Consider the following 16,456-nt stretch of genomic DNA (forward strand, 5'->3'; position numbering starts at 1 on the left):
GCTGTACCTCCGCCTGATTGCTGCCGCCCTTTTCCTGATGTGGGGCCAATTGCTCTCTGCGCAGATTCTGACGGTCAACACCGTCACCCGCCCGCCGTTCTCGATGGTGGAAGACGGGCAGGATACAGGGTTTTCGCTAGAACTGCTGGCCCTCCTGGCAGAGCGGCTGGGCTGGCAGTACCAGGTCAACCGCGTGGATAGTTTTGCCGCAATGCTGGATGGGGTGCGCAGCGGTGAGGCGGACATGGCTGCGGCCAATATTTCGATTACGGCGGCGCGCGAAGTGGTGATGGATTTCAGCCATCCGATCTTCGAAAGCGGGCTGCAGATCATGGTTCAGGCGGATGAGGTACGCCAGCCGTCGCTGCTTCATGCGCTGCTGTCGTGGGATCTGGCGGCGGCCATCGGCATCGCTTTCCTGCTGCTGTTTGGCGGCGGTATGCTGATGTGGGTATTCGAGCGCCGCGCCCAGCCCTATTTCGACCGCCCCCTGAACGAGGCCTGGTTCCCTTCCTTCTGGTGGGCGCTGAACCTGGTGGTCAACGGCGGCTTCGAGGAACGGGTGCCGCGCACACCGGTCGGCCGCATGTTCGGTGTCGTGCTGGTAGTGTCGTCGCTGTTCATCGTCTCGGTCTTTGTCGCCAAGATCACCGCGGTGATGACGGTTGAGGCGATCAGCGGCTCGGTGAACTCGGTCAATGACCTTTACGGCAAGTCCGTGGGCACAATCGGCCGCTCCACCGCCGCAGGGTTCCTGGACCGGCGCGAGATTGACTATTCTGCCTATGGCGGTCTGGATGGCATGCTTGCGGGGTTTGAACGCGGCGAGGTGACGGCGGTGGTTTTCGACGCACCGGTGCTGAACTACTACGTGCAGCAGGGCGGCCATCAGTTTGGCCACACCATCGGCCAGCCCTTCCTGCGCGAAAACTACGGCTTGGTGTTCCCGGCCGGGTCCCCGCTGGTGGAGGACGTCAATCAGGCGCTCCTGGCCATGCAGGAGGACGGCAGCTATGACGGCCTCTACCGCAAATGGTTCGGCAGCCAGAACTGATTTCTGCGGCTAGTGGAAAACCGGTTCTTCGCCGTCGAAGAACGGGGTCATCTGGGCAACGATAACGGCGTTTTCGTCCAGCGCCCGCTGCATCAGCGCGCGTTCGTCATCGCCGATCTCATGGCCCTCCGCCTCGCGCTCTTCGAGGGTGCCGTAACCGGTCACATCCAGCGGCGCGGTATCGGCCTGCTTGAGGATCGCCACGGTTTCGCGCACGGCTTCGGCTTCGTCCACGCCGGAGGCATAGATCATCAGCGCAGCACCGGTGGCGCCGTCGGGCAGCCCGTCCCCGTCCTTGCGTCCGATCTGGACAAGCAGGGTATAGACTTGCTGGCGGGAGGGTTTCTTCTTTTCCATGCCGCCGCCATAGCGCCGGGGCAGGGGGATGGTCAATCCATTTGCTGCGGGCGGCTCTTGCGGCGGTTAGGGCTTCAATATTATGTCTAGGCTTATTCTTTGACTCAAGAGGACACACCGATGCGCTTCTCCGCTCACACTTCCCCTCCGGTGCCGTGGAAAAACGGTGGCGGCGAGACCCGCGAGCTGGCCACGCAAGGGGAAGACGGTCAGTTGATCTGGCGCATCAGCCTTGCAGACATAGGGCGGAGCGGTCCGTTCTCCGCCTTTCCCGGCCTGTCCCGCATCCATTGCATCGTTGAGGGAGCAGGTCACGTTCTTTCCAGCGCGGGATCCCGCCTGGAGGCGCGCCCGCTGGAGCCGCTGGCGTTTGACGGCGGCATGGAGCTGGACTGCCGCCTGCGCGCCGGAGCCTGCAAGGCCTTCAACGTGATCTATGATCCAGAGCTTGTGTCAGCAGAGATCAAGGTTCTGAGCGAGGGGCAGGTGACCGGCACTGCAGGCAGCCAAGCCTTCTTTGTTGTATCAGGCACGTTGGAATTCAGTGAAAAAGACCGGTTCGGCCCCGGAGAAGGGCTCGCAACGGAAGCCGCCGCCAGCGGCGAGGTTGCCAAAGGCGGCGCTGTCATTCACGTGCGGTTTCATCCTGTTTAGAGACTGTTAAGCAGGTCTTTGATTGCCGTTCTGTAACCCGCAACCACGCTGTCGCGGGCGATGTGGCGGCCCTGCTGCACCACGTGGCGCCCTGCACTCCAGACATCGGTCACGGTGTCGCCGCCTGCCGCAAAGCACAGCCCGTCCAGCATCTGTTCCGGCTTCAGCGCACAAAGGGCCGGCACGCTGCTGTCAATCGCCACCAGATCTGCCAGTGCACCTTCCTCGATCCGCCCGGCATCGCGTCCCAGGGCCTGCGCGCTGCCCTTGGCTGCGCCCATGTACAGCGTCTCGCCCACCGAGCCTTCGCCGGGCACCAGAACATTGCGCGCCAGATCGCGCAGCCGCTGGGAATACTCCAGCGTGCGCAGCTCCTCGGGCAGCGAAATCCGCACATTAGAGTTTGATCCAACCCCAAAAGCGCCGCCCTGCGCCAGGTATTCCACCCCGTTGAATGGCCCGTCGCCGAGGTTCGCTTCGGTGATCGGACACAGGCCCGCCACAGCGCCTGAGCGGGCCATGCCAATAGTCTCGGCGCTGGTCATATGGGTGGCGTGGATCAGGCACCATTTGCCGTCGACTGCTGCGTTGTCCAGCAGCCACTCCACCGGCCGCGCACCCAGCCAATCGCTGATATCGGCCACTTCCTTGGGCTGTTCAGAAATATGGATATGCACCGGCAGCCCGTTCTGAACCTGCAGCACCTCTGCCAGGTCCCCGGGGCAGGTGGCGCGCAGTGAATGCGGCGCAATGCCGACGCAGGCGTCCTGCGGCAGATCCCGCGCTGCAATCTCCCGGGCGCGCGCGACCAGTTCGGAGAACTCGGAAACCGAATTGCCAAACCGCTGCTGCCCCCCATTCAGAGCCTGTTTTCCAGCTCCGCCGTATGTGTAAAGCACTGGCAGATGGGTGAGACCGATACCGGTCTGGGCGGCTGCCGCAAACACCCGTTCGCTGAGTTCGGTCAAGGAGTTGAAATGCGCTCCGCCCGGCTGGTGGTGCACATAATGGAATTCCCCCACCGAGGCATAGCCGGCCTCCAGCATCTCCATGAACACAAGTGCGGCGATAGCCTCATACTGCTCCGGAGTGATGCGGTCCATGAAGCGGTACATCAGCTCGCGCCAGGTCCAGAAGCTGTCCTTGCCCGCGGCGCGGTACTCGGTCATCCCGGCCATGGCGCGCTGGAAGCTGTGGGAATGCAGGTTGCCAAGCGACGGCAGCAGCACGTCCGCCCGCACATCCCCGGCTTGCGGCTGGGCGCCGCTTTCCAGCGACATGATCCGGCCCTCTTTCACAGTCAGGCGGAGATTCCCGGCCCATCCTTCGGGCAGGCGCGCGCGCTGGGCAAATATTGTCTGCATCTGACCCTCTTATGTCTAGGTATAATACCAATAGCGGCAGGTTTAATACGCAGCAAGAGTTTTGAAGAGAAGGGGCGCTGCCCCTCGGCCTGGCGGCCTCACCCCGGGATATTTGGGGCAAGAGGAACAGCGAAACCCTGTTTCTTCCTCTTGCTCAAAATATCCTGGGGTTTGGGGCAAAGCCCCAATAAAAAACGCGCCCGGGTGGGGCGCGTCCTTGTTGTCCAGCATTGCAGCGCAGATCAGTCGCGCAGCAGCTCGTTGATGCCGGTCTTGGAGCGGGTCTTCTCATCCACGCGCTTCACGATCACCGCACAGTAGAGGCTGATGTTGTTCTTGGACGGCATGGAGCCTGCCACAACCACAGAGTAAGGCGGCACTTCGCCGTACATCACTTCGCCGGTCTCGCGGTCGACGATCTTGGTCGACTTGCCGATGAACACGCCCATGCCCAGAACCGAGCCTTCGCGCACGATGCAGCCTTCGACCACCTCGGAGCGGGCGCCGATGAAGCAGTTGTCCTCGATGATGGTGGGGCCGGCCTGCATCGGCTCCAGCACGCCGCCGATGCCGACACCGCCGGACAGGTGCACGTTCTTGCCGATCTGGGCGCAGGAGCCGACGGTGGCCCAGGTGTCGACCATGGTGCCCTCATCGACATAGGCGCCGAGGTTCACGAAAGAGGGCATCAGCACCGCGCCGGGCGCGATATAGGCGGATTTGCGGACAACGCAGTTCGGCACCGCGCGGAAGCCTGCGGATTTCCACTGCTCTTCGCCCCAGCCGTTGAACTTGCTGTCGACCTTGTCCCACCAGCCGCCGGCCTGGGGGCCGCCTTCGTGGATTTCCATGTCCTTGATGCGGAAGCCCAGGAGCACCGCTTTCTTGGCCCACTGGTTCACGTGCCAGTCGCCGCTGTCCAGCTTTTCGGCCACCCGCAGCTTGCCTGAATCAAGCGCGTTCAGGGTGTCTTCGATGGCTTCACGCTGCTCGCCGGTGGTGGCGGGGGTGATGGTGTCGCGCGCCTCCCAGGCGGCTTCGATTGCTGCTTCCAGCTGGGCGTTGGACATGGGTGTTCCTCCGGCATCGGTTAGATTCGGGGTTACATAGCGGCAATCTGCCTGCAGGTCATGTCCGGATTGCGTCCAAATTGCCGCCCCTGACGGCGTTTTGCCGGGTTGCCCTGCCTCAGCGCACCCGGCGCAAGTGGCGGCGCAGGATTTCGCAGGCTGCGGCAGGGTCGCGGCGCGCCATTGCCTGGACGATTGCGGCGTGGTCCGTATCAACCCGGCGGGTCCATTGATGCTGCCAGTTGGCAAACAAATGCCGGGCGGCGGCGATGTGCAGATCGTCGATCGAGGCCAAGAGCCGCGGCATCGCGCAAGGCGCCAGGATCACCTGATGGAAGGCGCGGTTCAACCGCTCCCAGGCGGCCATATCCTCTGCAGCGTCGCAGGCAAGCCGGGCCTCTTCCGCGGCCGCGATATCCGCATCGGTCAGCCGGGCAAAGGCATGGGTCAGGGCCAGCACCTCCAGCGCCACCCGCATCTCGATCACCTCGCGGATCTCGGAAGGGTCCAGGGCGCAAACACGGGTGCCGCGCCGGGGTTCGGATTTGGCGAGACCGTGGGCCTCCAGCCGCAGCAGGGCCTCGCGCACTGGCACGTGGCTGGCTTGAAATTCCCGCGCGATATGGTCTTGGCGCAGCTTCTCGCCGGCAGGCAGGCTGCCGGTGATGATGCGCTCACTCAACGCCTGGTAAATTGTATCTGCGATGGTTGCGGACATGCCTTTGGCGATAGCGGGGCGGGGGGCGCCCCGCAAGAATTATCGAGGGTTACCCAAGGGGGTCCGGGGCAATATTGCCGCCGCAGATCAGCACCGCCACACGTTCGTCCGGCTCTGGCCGGTAGGCACCGCACATCAGCGCGGCCAGGGCTGTGGCCCCTGCAGGCTCAGCCAGGATCCGCCGCTCGCGCCACAGCGCGGTCTGGGCCTGGGTGATGGCGCTGTCCGGGACGGTCACAGACGCCAGCCCTTGCTCCGAGGCGAGTTCAAAGCAGATGCTGCCGATCCGTTTGGCGCCAAGCGCATTGGCAGCAACGCCGGAGACCTCCACATCCACCGGCTGGCCGGCCTCAAACGCGGTATGCAGCGCACAGGAGGTTTCCGGCTCCACCGCAACGATTTTCTTCGCACCCTGGAACCAGGCCATCGCGCCGCCGATCAGCCCGCCGCCGCCGACGGCGATCAGCAGGGTATCGGCCTCCAGCCCCTGATCCTGCCACTCGGCAAAGCATGTGCCCTGGCCTGCCACGGTGGCCGGGGCGTCATAGGCGTGGACCTGCATGGCGCCGGTCTCCGCTTCATAGGCCTTGGCCTGCTCCAGCGCGTTGGCATAGGCGCCGGGCACCACCTGCAGATCGGCGCCGGTGCGCTCAATGAGGGCGATCTTAGCGGGGCCCGCCATTTCGGGCACATAGATCCGCGCCTTGTGCCCCAGCTGATGCGCGGCATAGGCCGCGGCGGCACCGTGATTGCCGCCCGAGGCGGCCACCAGGCCTGCCGCCGGAACCGTCTGGCTCAAAAGCGTGTTGAAGGCGCCGCGGGCCTTGAAGCTGCCGGTGTGCTGCATGTGCTCTAGCTTCAGCTCCACCGGGAAACCCAGCCCGAAGCCCTGCACCTGCATCACCGGAGTCCGCTGCACATAGGGGCGGATGCGGTCTGCCGCTGCCCTGATGCCGTCTTGCCAATCCATGCGCATTCCTCCCTGCCTGCTGCGCTGGACCTAAGCCGCAGGGCAGGCATGTGCAAGCCATACGGGTGCAAGAGTTGCGGCGCGGTCCTGCATTCTTGATTGGCGCTAACGCTCCGGGACGGCTACAAAGAGAGTCCTGTTGTTTATTGCTGGAATTTTACATGACCGAAGACCGCCACAGCCGTTTCCGCGACGCTCACTCAGATCGGAACAGGGCTGAACATGTGCCCGCCACACCGCAGACCCAGGCGCCCGCCTACCGGCTGGCTTTCGCAGATGAGGAGTTTTTGTGCCGCGAGGAATTGCGCCCGGTGCGGCTGCAGCTGGAGCTGCTGAAGCCGGAGCTGATGCTGAATGAGCATGGCATCGAAAGCACAATTGTGATGTTCGGCGGTGCGCGGATCCCGGATCCTGCGCATAAGGATAAGGCGCGCACCCAGACGCTGGCGGATCTGTCGCATTTCTACGATGAAGCGCGTGAATTTGCCCGGCTGATGACGGAAAAGTCCAAGGAGAGCGGCGGGCGCCACAATGTGGTGGTGACCGGCGGCGGCCCGGGCGTGATGGAGGCAGGCAACCGCGGGGCGCAGGACGCGGGCGGCCATTCCATCGGTCTCTCCATTGTGCTGCCGCATGAGCAGGCGCCCAATGGATATGTAACACCGGATCTGAGTTTCAACTTCCACTACTTCGCGATCCGCAAGATGCACTTTCTGATGCGGGCGCGGGCGATCACAGTGTTCCCGGGCGGCTTTGGCACCCTGGATGAGCTGTTTGAAAGCCTGACGCTCATTCAGACCGGACGCATGGAGCGCGTGCCGTTCCTGCTGTTCGGCAAGGATTTCTGGGACAGGATCGTCAACTGGGAGGCGCTGGCTGATGCTGGCACTATTTCGGATCAGGACCTTGACCTGTTCCGCGTTGTCGATACCGCGCAGGAGGCTGTGGAGATCATCGACAATTGGGAACCCGCACCGCCGCGGGACAGCCTGCCCGGACGCGAGCGCTAGGCCGCAGCCATGAATGTGCTGCGGCCGGGGTTAGGCAAATTCCGGCGGCAGCATGCCGACTTCGTCGCCAGTGGTCAGACGGGTCAGGATCTGGGCTCCTTCCACTGTCTTCACCGAATAGCCGTAGCCGCGCAGGCGGAATTTCCATTCCCGGGGACTCAGGGCCTTGTCCCGTTCGTTGCGGATCAGTTCCAGAACGCTGGGGTCTAGCGGGGCAGTCTTTCGTTCCATCGGAGCCATGTGTGATTCCTTCTGAATGTTGATTGTCCGTAATCTGGAAACTGTTTGCCGTCCGCGGCGGAATTCGAGCCGCACTGTGGAAAGATTGCGGCAGCCCGGCATGCCCGCCTTGATGTTGCAGCCGGGCCACATCGCGAATCCGTTCCCCAGTCAGATGCCCTGAGGCAGGGGAACCGGCGGGAAACCGGACTTCATTCGGCGGTTTGCGGGCAGTAACTTGCCGTTAAAGGCGATTTCTTTTTCTTTGCTCGGCAATAGGCCAGAAGCGGGCCAAACTTGGCCACAATTGCAAACATAGTCTTATCAGAACGCGCATTATGGAGACGGCAGATGTCGGAAGTTTCAGATTATACGGCTCTTTTGGCATATACCTCGAACAGCAGCCTTCGCTGGAACAGCCTTGCGGATCTCGGCACCCAAACTGTGGTGACATATAGCTTTGTCGGCAGCGGTGATCTTGGGGATCCCGGCGACGATCCATATGGCGCCCATACGTATTGGTCTTTCGACGCCGCTCAGCGCGGATATTTCCGCCAGGCCCTGGCGGAGTTTGAGGAGGCCTCGGGGCTGGTATTTGTTGAAACCAGCGGCCCGGCGATGATCAATGTCTTTGGATATGACGGCGGCAGCGCTGCAGGATGGGCGGACCTGGCGTGGGCCACCGGTTATTCCACCAGCCAGGGCGAGCTGGCGATCGAAGGCAGCAGCATGGCCCCGGGAACCTATGGCTACGAAACGGTTCTGCATGAAATTGGCCACGCCGTCGGCCTGAAGCATCCGCATGACGGCGACCCGACGCTGGCCGAGCATCTGGATAACCAGGCGCATACCGTGATGACCTACAATTTCTCTTGGACCAACACCACGGAGCTGGGCACTTTTGACGTGCAAGCCTTGTCGCATCTCTATGGCGGGGCTGACGGGACCGCGGGATGGGATGCCTATGTCAATTCTGGCGGCACCGTTGTGATCAAGGCCAGCAGCCGTTCAGAAACGGTGCTGGCCACTGGGGAGGAAACCAGGATCTATGCCAAAGGCGGGCAGGATACCGTCATCGGACGCGAGGCAGATGACCGTCTGTTTGGCGGCGGCGGTGCCGACAGGCTGATAGGCAATTACGGCGAGGACACTCTGTCCGGCGGCAGAGGGTCAGATGTGCTGATTGGCGGCCGCGATGAAACCGACTACTCCGGCGAATTCCGCGAGGCGGACGTTTTGAACGGCAACGGCGGACGGGATACGCTGTACGGCGGGCAGGGCGACGACAGTCTGAACGGCGGCGGTGGCAAGGACCTTCTGATCGGCGGCGAGGGTTCCGATGATTTGACTGGCGGCAAGCGTGCCGATGTTTTCGTGTTCGTGTCAGCCGATTACTGGGAAGAAGAGGTCATAACAGATTTCGGCAGGGGCAATGACCGGATTGAGTTTTCCGGCACCTCTATCGGCGACTTCAGCGACCTGTCCATCACCCGCTCGGACGGCAGCACCTTCATCAGCTACTTTAACAGCCATGAGATTGAGCTGGCCGGATACACCGGAACGCTCACCGAGGACCACTTCCTGTTCACCTGATACGGCAGCCGGGGACCCTGCCGCACAGAGGCCGGAGCCGGGTTACTTCATCCCGGCTTCGGCCTCGATCTGTTTGCGGCTCTTGCGCGCACGCTCGGTCGCGGATTTCAGCTGGCCGCAGGCCGCCATGATGTCATCGCCGCGGGTCTTGCGGATCGGCGAGGCATAGCCGGCCTGATAGACAATATTGGCAAACGCCCGGATCCGGTTGTTGGAGGACCGCTTGTAAGGGCTGCCCGGCCATTCGTTGAACGGGATCAGGTTGATCTTAGCCGGAATGTTGTAGCGCTTGATATGCTCGATCAGCCGGTGCGCGTCCTCATCGGTGTCGTTCACCCCGTCCAGCATCACGTATTCAAAGGTGATCCGCTCGGAGTTCGACGCCTTGGGGTAATCCGCCAGCGCCTGCAACAGCTCGTCGATGTTCCAGCGCTTGTTGATCGGCACCAGCACGTCGCGGGTCTCGTTGGTGGTGGCATGGAAGGAAATCGCCAGGAGGCAGCCGATTTCCTCAGCCGTGCGGGCAATCTCCGGCACCACGCCGGAGGTCGACAGCGTGATCCGGCGGCGCGACAGCGAGATGCCCTCCGGGTCCATCGCAATCTTCATCGCGTCGCGCACATTGTCGAAATTATAAAGCGGCTCACCCATGCCCATCAGCACGATGTTCGACAGCAAGCGCGTCTCTTCCTTGGGCGCACCCGGCGTGGGCCATTCCTCCAGGTCGTCGCGCGCCATCATCACCTGGCCGACGATTTCCGCCGGGGTCAGGTTGCGCACCAGCTTCTGGGTGCCGGTGTGGCAGAAGGAGCAGGTCAGGGTGCAGCCGACCTGGCTGGAGATGCACAGGGTGCCGCGGTCGTCCTCGGGGATATAGACCACCTCGACCTCATGGCCGCCATTGATCCGTACCAGATACTTGCGGGTGCCGTCGGTCGAGACCTGCTTGCTTACCACCTCGGGGATGCGGATTTCAAACGCCTCTGCCAGCTGCGCGCGGTAGGCCTTGGCCAGGTTGGTCATGTCACCAAAGTCGCGTTTGCCCCACTGATAGATCCACTGCCAGATCTGGCCGACCCGCATCTTGGCCTGCTTCTCCGGCGTGCCGTGCTCAATCAGCACCTCGCGCATCCGCTCGCGGGTCAGGCCGACAAGATTGATCTTGCCGCCCTCGGGCTCCTTGCGGGGCAGGGTCATTACGTCCTGGGTGATCGGCGCGCTGGCGGTCATGGCTGAAGCCTCGGGTGATGGTGGGCGGATGCGGCTCTATATAGGATTTCGAACGGAGATCAAAAGGAATCCGCGGAAACAGATAGCAAGCTGGCGGGCGGATACCGTCTATTTGCTGAGGCGTACCAGCTCGTCCACCCGTTTCCGCCCCAATTCCGTCCAGCAGGCGCGGGTGGCTATGCCGGCGTTTTCAGGCGACGGATGCGCGATCCCGATATAGCTGCAATGGGCCGTCCGGAAGACCTCCCACGCGGTCTGGCTCTCCATCAGCGCGGCCTCCGCAGCTGTGCCGCCACTCTTGTTGTCGCGTTCCGCCGCCGTCACCATGGCAGCTTCCAATGCATTGAACAGCGCCGCCTCCACGCCTTCTTCGTCCTCAGCCACGCAGGAGCCGATTTCCTCCTGGCTGCCCTCGCCGCACTCCAAGGCCGGGTTGGCAATGACAGGTTGAGCGAACAAAACAATCGTAAGGTAAGTGAGCGGGAGACTGGCAGAGTTCAGCATGGCAGGCACCTCCGCCTCCCATGCTACGCGCCTTGCGGGATTCAAACAAGAAAACCCCGGTCAAAGACCGGGGCTTTGCCAAATTCCCATTACAGCAGGCGCTACTTGCTGCAGCGCTTTTCAGCGTCTTCCACAGCCGCGGTGAAGCCGAGCAGCGAAAAGGTGTCCTTGGTCTGGGTGCCGCGGGCGGAACGGGCCGTCAGCACGGCATTTGCGCCCCGTTTCATCGCGGTCACGATCTTGGCATCATCCGCCGGAGTTGCCGGCCAGGCCCATTCGCCTTCGGTGAACAGTTCAAACTCGGACTCGCCGATCGCCATGTTCACCGTGGATCCGGGTGCAAAGGGATAACCGCCGGTAAAGCTCACCTCGCCCTTGGGCGCATCGCTGCTGCGGAAGGTGACAAACAGCTGGATCTCGCTGCGGCGCACTGCCACCACCCGGCCGTCGCGGGTGTTCACGGTCTCCTTGGGGGCAGACACACCCCAGCATTCCGCCGGGTTGTCGCCTTCAAAGACGCTCCAGTCCACCTTGGCCGCAACCCGGTTGTTCGACGTTTCCTGCGCAATTGCGGTGGTTGCCAATGCTGCCAGACACAGGCCCGCAGCCACGCGGGCGAGTTTCAATGCCATTTGTCCCGACTCCAAGACTGTTCTTTTTTACCTCAAATCCAAGCAAAGGGCCCGCAGCGTTCAACCGCCGTCTGGTCCCGATCCCCTCGCTTGCGCTACACAAGCACACTAACGTAACTAGCACCACGGGCGAAAGTGCGTTTTGGCAGGTTTTCGCCCAGAAAAACCGCACGGAAACATGAGGGGAGACATCATGGCGAAACCTGTGCCCATGGCCGAAGTCTGGCGCGGCCCGATCCTGGAGAGCCTGCACCTGGGCCATGCCGTTATCTGCGACGGCAGCGGCCAGGTGGTGCGCAGCTGGGGCGACCCGGACGCGGTGATCTATCCGCGCAGCTCCGCCAAGATGATCCAGGCGCTGCCGCTGATCACCTCCGGCGCTGCCGCGCGCTATGGCCTCACCTCCGAACAGCTGGCGCTGGCCTGCGCTTCCCACAACGGCGCCCATATCCACACGGACCGGGTCAATGCGTGGCTCGATCAGCTGGGGCTTGGTGATGACGACTTCCGTTGCGGCCCGCAGCTGCCGGATGACATCCCGGCCCGAAATGAGCTGATCAAGACCGACAACAGCCCCTGCCAGGTGCACAACAACTGTTCCGGTAAGCACGCGGGCTTCCTGACCCTGAACCAGTACCTGGGCGGTGGCGCCGAATACATCGACGTCAGCCACCCGGTGCAGCAGGCCTGCCTTGCAGCGTTTGAGGAAACCACCGGCCAGGACAGCCCCGGCTATGGCATCGACGGCTGCTCGGCCCCGAACTTTGCCACCACCGTCACCGGGCTGGCCCGGTCGATGGCCTGGTTCGCCAGTGCCGCAGACCGCTCCGACCGCCCGTCAGAGGCGGCGCAGCAGCTGGTTGCAGCAATGACTGCGCATCCCGAACTGGTGGCCGGCGAAACCCGCTGCTGCACCAACCTGATGCGCGCAATGGGCGGCAAAGTGGCAATCAAGACCGGTGCTGAGGCCGTGTTCATCGCCATCCTGCCGGAGCAGAAGCTGGGTGTCGCGCTCAAGATCGCCGATGGCACCACCCGTGCCAGCGAATGCGCCATTGCGGCACTGCTGGTCAGCCTTGGCGTGCTGGAGGCAGACCACCCGGAGACCCGAAAATACATGAACAAGATGCTCTACAGCCGCCGCGGCCTGGAATGCGGTTCGATCCGCCCCGCAGCTGAACTGCTGTTCTGAAGCCTGAAGCAAGATGCCCCGGTCCTGGACCGGGGCATCAGCGTTACATATCCATCTCGATGATTTCGGCCACCTCGACCGAGCCGCTGCCGTCCACCACCATCGGGCAGCCCTTGGCCATTTCACAGGCGGCATCCTGGTCGGCGGCTTCCACCACCGTGTAGCCCGAGATTGGGTTGGCACCGCCGTTATCCGCCACGCCGCCGCTGCTGACGGTCTTTGACATCCCCACCGGCGCGCCGGGGATTTTCAGGGCCTCTCCCATCGACCCCATCCAGTTCTTCCAGGCTTCCATGACCTTGGCGCCTTCCTCCTCGCTCTCCGGGGTTTTGCCGCCGTGGTACGCAAAAATGAACTGTGGCATTGGTCTTCTCCCTTGGTTGCTGCGGGTTGGTGGTTCAAGTGGCCTGGCGGAGCAACGCCTCCAGCTTGCGCAGGGTGGAGGTCCAGCCCCGCTCATGGTTGGCGGCGATCTCATCATCGCCCAGATCCCGGTGGTCGATTAGCAGCACCGCCCCGTCCCCGGCGGCGGCAATGGTAAAGGTCACATGGCTCTCAGCGCCGCGGCGGCCGTCCTCGCCGTGCCAGGCCCAGGTGAAGCCGACCGATTTCGGCGCATCCACATGGGTCACATGGCCGGACACATGGAACCGCTGCCCGTCGCTGTTCTGCATGACTGAATACCAGGGCCCGGTGCGGCTGAAATCCAGATCATGCTCCGGGATCCGGACGCCCTCAGGCCCCCACCATTTCAGCAGCTTGTCCGGTGTGGTCACCCAGTCAAACAGCGTCTCAGGACTGACCGGAAAGATCCGTTGCAGTTGCAGGCCGCTCATCCCTCGTCCTCCATCAGGGCTGCTTCCAGCCGGTCCAGACTGCCCTCCCAGAAGGTTTTGCGGGATTGGGTCCAATCCGCAATCATCCGCAGCCCCTCCGGCCGGGCGGAGTAGAGCCGCCTGGTGCCATCGGCCCGCTGGCTGACCAGCCCGGCCTCGCGCAGCACCTTCAGATGGCGCGAGATCGCCGGCGCCGAGATGCCCGCCCCCGGGGCGAGTTCGCCCGCCGGCAGCTCGCCCTGGCTGATCAGCTGATCTACGATCGACATGCGGGTTTCATCCGACAGGGCGGCAAAGGATTTCAGAAGCGGGGTCATGGCATGATTATTAACGCATTTGTTAATTATGAAAAGGAAAAAGTGCCAGCACGGCCGGCCCCGGCCGCAGGCCTCAGATGCCGCAGACCTCAGATGTGCTCCCGCCCGTCGCCGGCCTGTTCTGCGAACAGACCTCCTCCCGTTGGGCCAGGCTCAGCGCCTCTGGCGCTGAGCCTGGCCCAAGGCCGCCAAGGGGTGGCTGCGCCAGCAGCCGCACCTGCGGGCGCGGGAGGGCGCCCTGTGCTTGTTTGCGAAAGGCTCAGCCTTTGAATTCGCCCTGCGCATATCCTTGGATATAAAGCAGCGCGGTCAGATCGCCGTGGTTGATGCGGATATCGCATTCCGCCGCAACAGAGGGTTTGGCATGCAGGGCAACCCCGGCGCCCGCACGCTTCAGCATGCCCAGATCATTGGCGCCGTCGCCCACCGCCATCACCTCCGCCTCGCTGATGCCCAGCCGGGCGGTGATCTGCTCCAGCGCCTCGACCTTGGCCTCGCGGCCCAGGATCGGCCGCGCCGCCTCGCCAGTCAGCCTGCCATCCTCAACCAGCAGCGTATTGGCACGGTTTTCGTCAAAGCCCAGTTCCGCCGCCACCTGCGCGGTGAAGGCCGTGAACCCGCCGGAGACCAGCGCCGCATAGGCGCCCTCCGCCTTCATCGTCGCCAGCAGCTGTCTACCGCCGGGCATCAAGGTAATGCGCTCGGCCAGCACCTTGGCAATCACCGTCTCAGGCAGGCCCTTCAGCAGCCCGACCCGCTCGGTCAGCGCGCCCTCGAAATCCAGCTCGCCGTTCATCGCCCGCGCGGTGATCTCCTTGACCCGCGCGCCCACGCCTGCTTCCTCGGCCAGCTCGTCGATGCATTCCTGCTGGATCATGGTCGAGTCCATGTCAGCCAGCAGCATTTTCTTCTTCCGTCCCTCAGCGGGCTGAATAACCAGATCCACGCCCATCTGCTGCAGGTCATTCCAGACCTGCCAGCGGTTTTCCGGCATCTGCTCCAGCCGGAACTCGGCCGCCACACCCAGGGCCAGCCAATCCGCCTCGCCACCGCCCCAGGCATTGCGCAGCGATTCGATCAGCGCAGGCTCCAGCACCGGGCGGGCAGGGTTGCAAAGCAGGGTGGCAGCAAACATCGGCGGGCTCCGTTCCAATTGGATTCCCTTTGTCATAGCGGCCCGTCCCCGGATCGGCCAGCCTGGCGGAAGCCGTCAAAAACAGCGGCCATTATAAGGCAGGCCGCTTGCCCTCATTTTGCACCGGCTGTTTCCGATGGTGGAAAAATGTGTCGCAAAAAGCGTTCCATTGGCCGTATTTTTCCAAGTTTCCGGTTGCATGCCGCGCTGCAGCGGCCTAGCTCTGATGGCGGGACACCCCTCCCCAACGAGGGGCGCTTATCTGGAAGGGTAGCATTGATGGCTATTGAACAACCGGCGTCGCACGTTTCCGTGCGCGAACCTAACACGCGGCCGGCCAATCCGCGTTTCTCCTCGGGGCCTTGCGCCAAACCTCCTGTCTTTGATGTTGCCAAACTGGCCGGTGCGCCGCTGGGCCGTTCGCACCGGGCTGCCGTGGGCAAGGAGCGCCTGAAGGCCGCGATCGAAGGCACCCGCGAGATTCTGGGCATCCCGGCGGACTACAAGATCGGCATCGTGCCCGCCTCCGACACCGGTGCGGTGGAAATGGCGATGTGGAACCTCCTCGGCGCCCGCGGGGTTGAGATGCTGGCCTGGGAAAGCTTCGGTTCCGGCTGGGTCACCGACGTTGTGAAACAGCTCAAGCTGGACGCCACCGTCAAGACCGCCGATTACGGCCAGATCGTTGACCTCGGCACTGTTGATTTCTCCAACGATGTCGTCTTCACCTGGAACGGCACCACCTCCGGCGTGCGCGTCCCCAACGGCAACTGGATCCCGGCCGACCGTGAAGGGCTGACCATCTGCGACGCCACCTCCGCGGCCTTTGCCCAGCACCTGCCCTGGGACAAGCTGGATGTGACCACCTTCTCCTGGCAGAAGGTGCTGGGCGGCGAGGCGGCCCACGGCATGATTATCCTCAGCCCCCGCGCGGTCGAACGGCTGGAAAGCTACACCCCCGCCTGGCCGCTGCCCAAGATCTTCCGTCTGACCAAGGGCGGCAAGCTGATCGACGGCATTTTTCAGGGTGCCACCATCAACACGCCCTCGATGCTGGCGGTGGAGGACTATCTGCTGGCACTCGATTGGGCCCGCTCGATCGGCGGCATGGAAGGCCTGCGCGAACGCGCCTACGCCAACCTGGCCGCGGTGCAGTCTTTTGTGCAGGATAACCCCTGGCTCGCCTTCCTGGCCGAACAGCCGGAAAACCGCTCCAACACCTCTGTCTGCCTCAAGTTCACCGACGAACGCATTCAGGACGGTGCCGGTTTTGCCAAGGCCGTGGCCAAACGCCTCGAAAACGAAGGCGTGGCCTATGACATCGGCGCCTACCGCGACGCGCCTCCGGGCCTGCGCATCTGGTGCGGCGGCACGGTGGAGGCCGCCGACGTGGCAGCGCTGATGCCCTGGATCAAATGGGCCTTTGAGGCCGAGATCGCCGCCCAGACTGAAGCGGCCTGATCAAACGTCCCGCCCGGCGGCACGCCGGGCAGCGCCTGGCCGCCTCCTAGGGCGGGCGCTTTGCACCCACCCGCGGCCGCGATCTGCCCTATGCGGCTCATACGAGCCGGCCGGAACCCTCTCCCGTGCCTATTGCAGGC

The 16,456-nt window shown here is 63.4% G+C and carries 19 protein-coding genes; 6 read left to right on the top strand and 13 right to left on the bottom strand.

The genetic code is table 11. The features are described from left to right. The first annotated feature begins 37 nt into the window (after window positions 1–37). The gene (locus tag ACXAEK_RS05155) at window positions 38–1,054 is read left to right on the top strand and encodes a transporter substrate-binding domain-containing protein (RefSeq protein ID WP_475045194.1); all 1,017 of its coding nucleotides are present in this window, start codon (window positions 38–40) and stop codon (window positions 1,052–1,054) included. 9 nt (window positions 1,055–1,063) lie between these two features. Here the strand turns inward: ACXAEK_RS05155 and ACXAEK_RS05160 are convergent, their stop codons facing one another. Continuing rightward, window positions 1,064–1,411, bottom strand: a complete 348-nt coding sequence (locus tag ACXAEK_RS05160) for a hypothetical protein (RefSeq protein ID WP_475045196.1) — start codon at window positions 1,409–1,411, stop codon at window positions 1,064–1,066. Between the two features lie 120 nt (window positions 1,412–1,531). Between ACXAEK_RS05160 and ACXAEK_RS05165 the strand changes: the two genes are divergently transcribed. Further along, a complete protein-coding gene (locus ACXAEK_RS05165; RefSeq protein WP_475040252.1) occupies window positions 1,532–2,065 on the top strand; it encodes a HutD/Ves family protein in 534 nt (177 codons plus the stop codon). Here ACXAEK_RS05165 and ACXAEK_RS05170 read toward each other — a convergent pair. From ACXAEK_RS05170 to ACXAEK_RS05185, 4 genes are all read right to left on the bottom strand, one after another. Next, window positions 2,062–3,429, bottom strand: coding sequence for a formimidoylglutamate deiminase (locus ACXAEK_RS05170; protein ID WP_475040253.1), 1,368 nt, complete (start codon window positions 3,427–3,429; stop codon window positions 2,062–2,064). The two genes, ACXAEK_RS05165 and ACXAEK_RS05170, sit on opposite strands and share 4 nt — an antisense overlap. A gap of 242 nt (window positions 3,430–3,671) precedes the next feature. Next, window positions 3,672–4,499 carry a 2,3,4,5-tetrahydropyridine-2,6-dicarboxylate N-succinyltransferase gene (dapD, locus tag ACXAEK_RS05175; RefSeq protein WP_475040254.1) on the bottom strand — a complete coding sequence of 276 codons (828 nt, stop codon included), beginning with the start codon at window positions 4,497–4,499 and terminating at the stop codon, window positions 3,672–3,674. A 118-nt stretch (window positions 4,500–4,617) separates the two neighbouring features. Continuing rightward, a complete protein-coding gene (locus ACXAEK_RS05180) occupies window positions 4,618–5,217 on the bottom strand; it encodes a GntR family transcriptional regulator (RefSeq protein ID WP_475040255.1) in 600 nt (199 codons plus the stop codon). Window positions 5,218–5,266: 49 nt separating this feature from the next. After that, entirely contained in the window at window positions 5,267–6,187 is a 921-nt protein-coding gene (locus ACXAEK_RS05185; protein WP_475040256.1) for a threonine/serine dehydratase, read from the bottom strand. 161 nt (window positions 6,188–6,348) lie between these two features. On the opposite strand from ACXAEK_RS05185, the gene ACXAEK_RS05190 reads away from it, so the two are divergent. Continuing rightward, the gene (locus ACXAEK_RS05190) at window positions 6,349–7,197 is read left to right on the top strand and encodes an LOG family protein (RefSeq protein ID WP_475040257.1); all 849 of its coding nucleotides are present in this window, start codon (window positions 6,349–6,351) and stop codon (window positions 7,195–7,197) included. Between the two features lie 30 nt (window positions 7,198–7,227). Here the strand turns inward: ACXAEK_RS05190 and ACXAEK_RS05195 are convergent, their stop codons facing one another. Beyond that, window positions 7,228–7,437, bottom strand: coding sequence for a hypothetical protein (locus ACXAEK_RS05195; protein WP_475040258.1), 210 nt, complete (start codon window positions 7,435–7,437; stop codon window positions 7,228–7,230). A 330-nt stretch (window positions 7,438–7,767) separates the two neighbouring features. On the opposite strand from ACXAEK_RS05195, the gene ACXAEK_RS05200 reads away from it, so the two are divergent. Beyond that, entirely contained in the window at window positions 7,768–9,009 is a 1,242-nt protein-coding gene (locus ACXAEK_RS05200) for a type I secretion protein (protein ID WP_475040259.1), read from the top strand. Window positions 9,010–9,051: 42 nt separating this feature from the next. Here the strand turns inward: ACXAEK_RS05200 and rlmN are convergent, their stop codons facing one another. The 3 genes from rlmN to ACXAEK_RS05215 form a co-directional block, all read right to left on the bottom strand. Continuing rightward, window positions 9,052–10,239 (bottom strand): dual-specificity RNA methyltransferase RlmN, encoded by a 1,188-nt coding sequence (gene rlmN, locus ACXAEK_RS05205; protein WP_475040260.1) that lies wholly within the window; start codon window positions 10,237–10,239, stop codon window positions 9,052–9,054. Between the two features lie 108 nt (window positions 10,240–10,347). Beyond that, window positions 10,348–10,743 carry a lysozyme inhibitor LprI family protein gene (locus ACXAEK_RS05210; protein WP_475040261.1) on the bottom strand — a complete coding sequence of 132 codons (396 nt, stop codon included), beginning with the start codon at window positions 10,741–10,743 and terminating at the stop codon, window positions 10,348–10,350. A gap of 101 nt (window positions 10,744–10,844) precedes the next feature. Then, window positions 10,845–11,375, bottom strand: a complete 531-nt coding sequence (locus ACXAEK_RS05215; protein WP_475040262.1) for an invasion associated locus B family protein — start codon at window positions 11,373–11,375, stop codon at window positions 10,845–10,847. A 193-nt stretch (window positions 11,376–11,568) separates the two neighbouring features. Between ACXAEK_RS05215 and ACXAEK_RS05220 the strand changes: the two genes are divergently transcribed. Continuing rightward, the gene (locus ACXAEK_RS05220; protein WP_475040263.1) at window positions 11,569–12,567 is read left to right on the top strand and encodes an asparaginase; all 999 of its coding nucleotides are present in this window, start codon (window positions 11,569–11,571) and stop codon (window positions 12,565–12,567) included. A gap of 43 nt (window positions 12,568–12,610) precedes the next feature. Here the strand turns inward: ACXAEK_RS05220 and ACXAEK_RS05225 are convergent, their stop codons facing one another. The 4 genes from ACXAEK_RS05225 to serB form a co-directional block, all read right to left on the bottom strand. After that, on the bottom strand, window positions 12,611–12,931 hold the full coding sequence (locus ACXAEK_RS05225) for a YciI family protein (RefSeq protein ID WP_475040264.1): 321 nt from the start codon (window positions 12,929–12,931) through the stop codon (window positions 12,611–12,613). 34 nt (window positions 12,932–12,965) lie between these two features. Further along, the gene (locus tag ACXAEK_RS05230) at window positions 12,966–13,403 is read right to left on the bottom strand and encodes an SRPBCC family protein (RefSeq protein WP_475040265.1); all 438 of its coding nucleotides are present in this window, start codon (window positions 13,401–13,403) and stop codon (window positions 12,966–12,968) included. Then, window positions 13,400–13,720, bottom strand: a complete 321-nt coding sequence (locus tag ACXAEK_RS05235) for an ArsR/SmtB family transcription factor (RefSeq protein WP_475040266.1) — start codon at window positions 13,718–13,720, stop codon at window positions 13,400–13,402. The genes ACXAEK_RS05230 and ACXAEK_RS05235 overlap by 4 nt, the downstream gene beginning before the upstream one ends. A 259-nt stretch (window positions 13,721–13,979) precedes the next feature. Beyond that, window positions 13,980–14,855, bottom strand: coding sequence for a phosphoserine phosphatase SerB (serB, locus tag ACXAEK_RS05240; RefSeq protein ID WP_475040267.1), 876 nt, complete (start codon window positions 14,853–14,855; stop codon window positions 13,980–13,982). Between the two features lie 279 nt (window positions 14,856–15,134). Between serB and ACXAEK_RS05245 the strand changes: the two genes are divergently transcribed. Next, window positions 15,135–16,316: a phosphoserine transaminase gene (locus tag ACXAEK_RS05245; protein WP_475040268.1), complete on the top strand. Its 1,182-nt coding sequence runs from the start codon at window positions 15,135–15,137 to the stop codon at window positions 16,314–16,316. Window positions 16,317–16,456: the final 140 nt, after the last annotated feature.

This window comes from Leisingera sp. ABM4_101 (genome assembly GCF_056158725.1).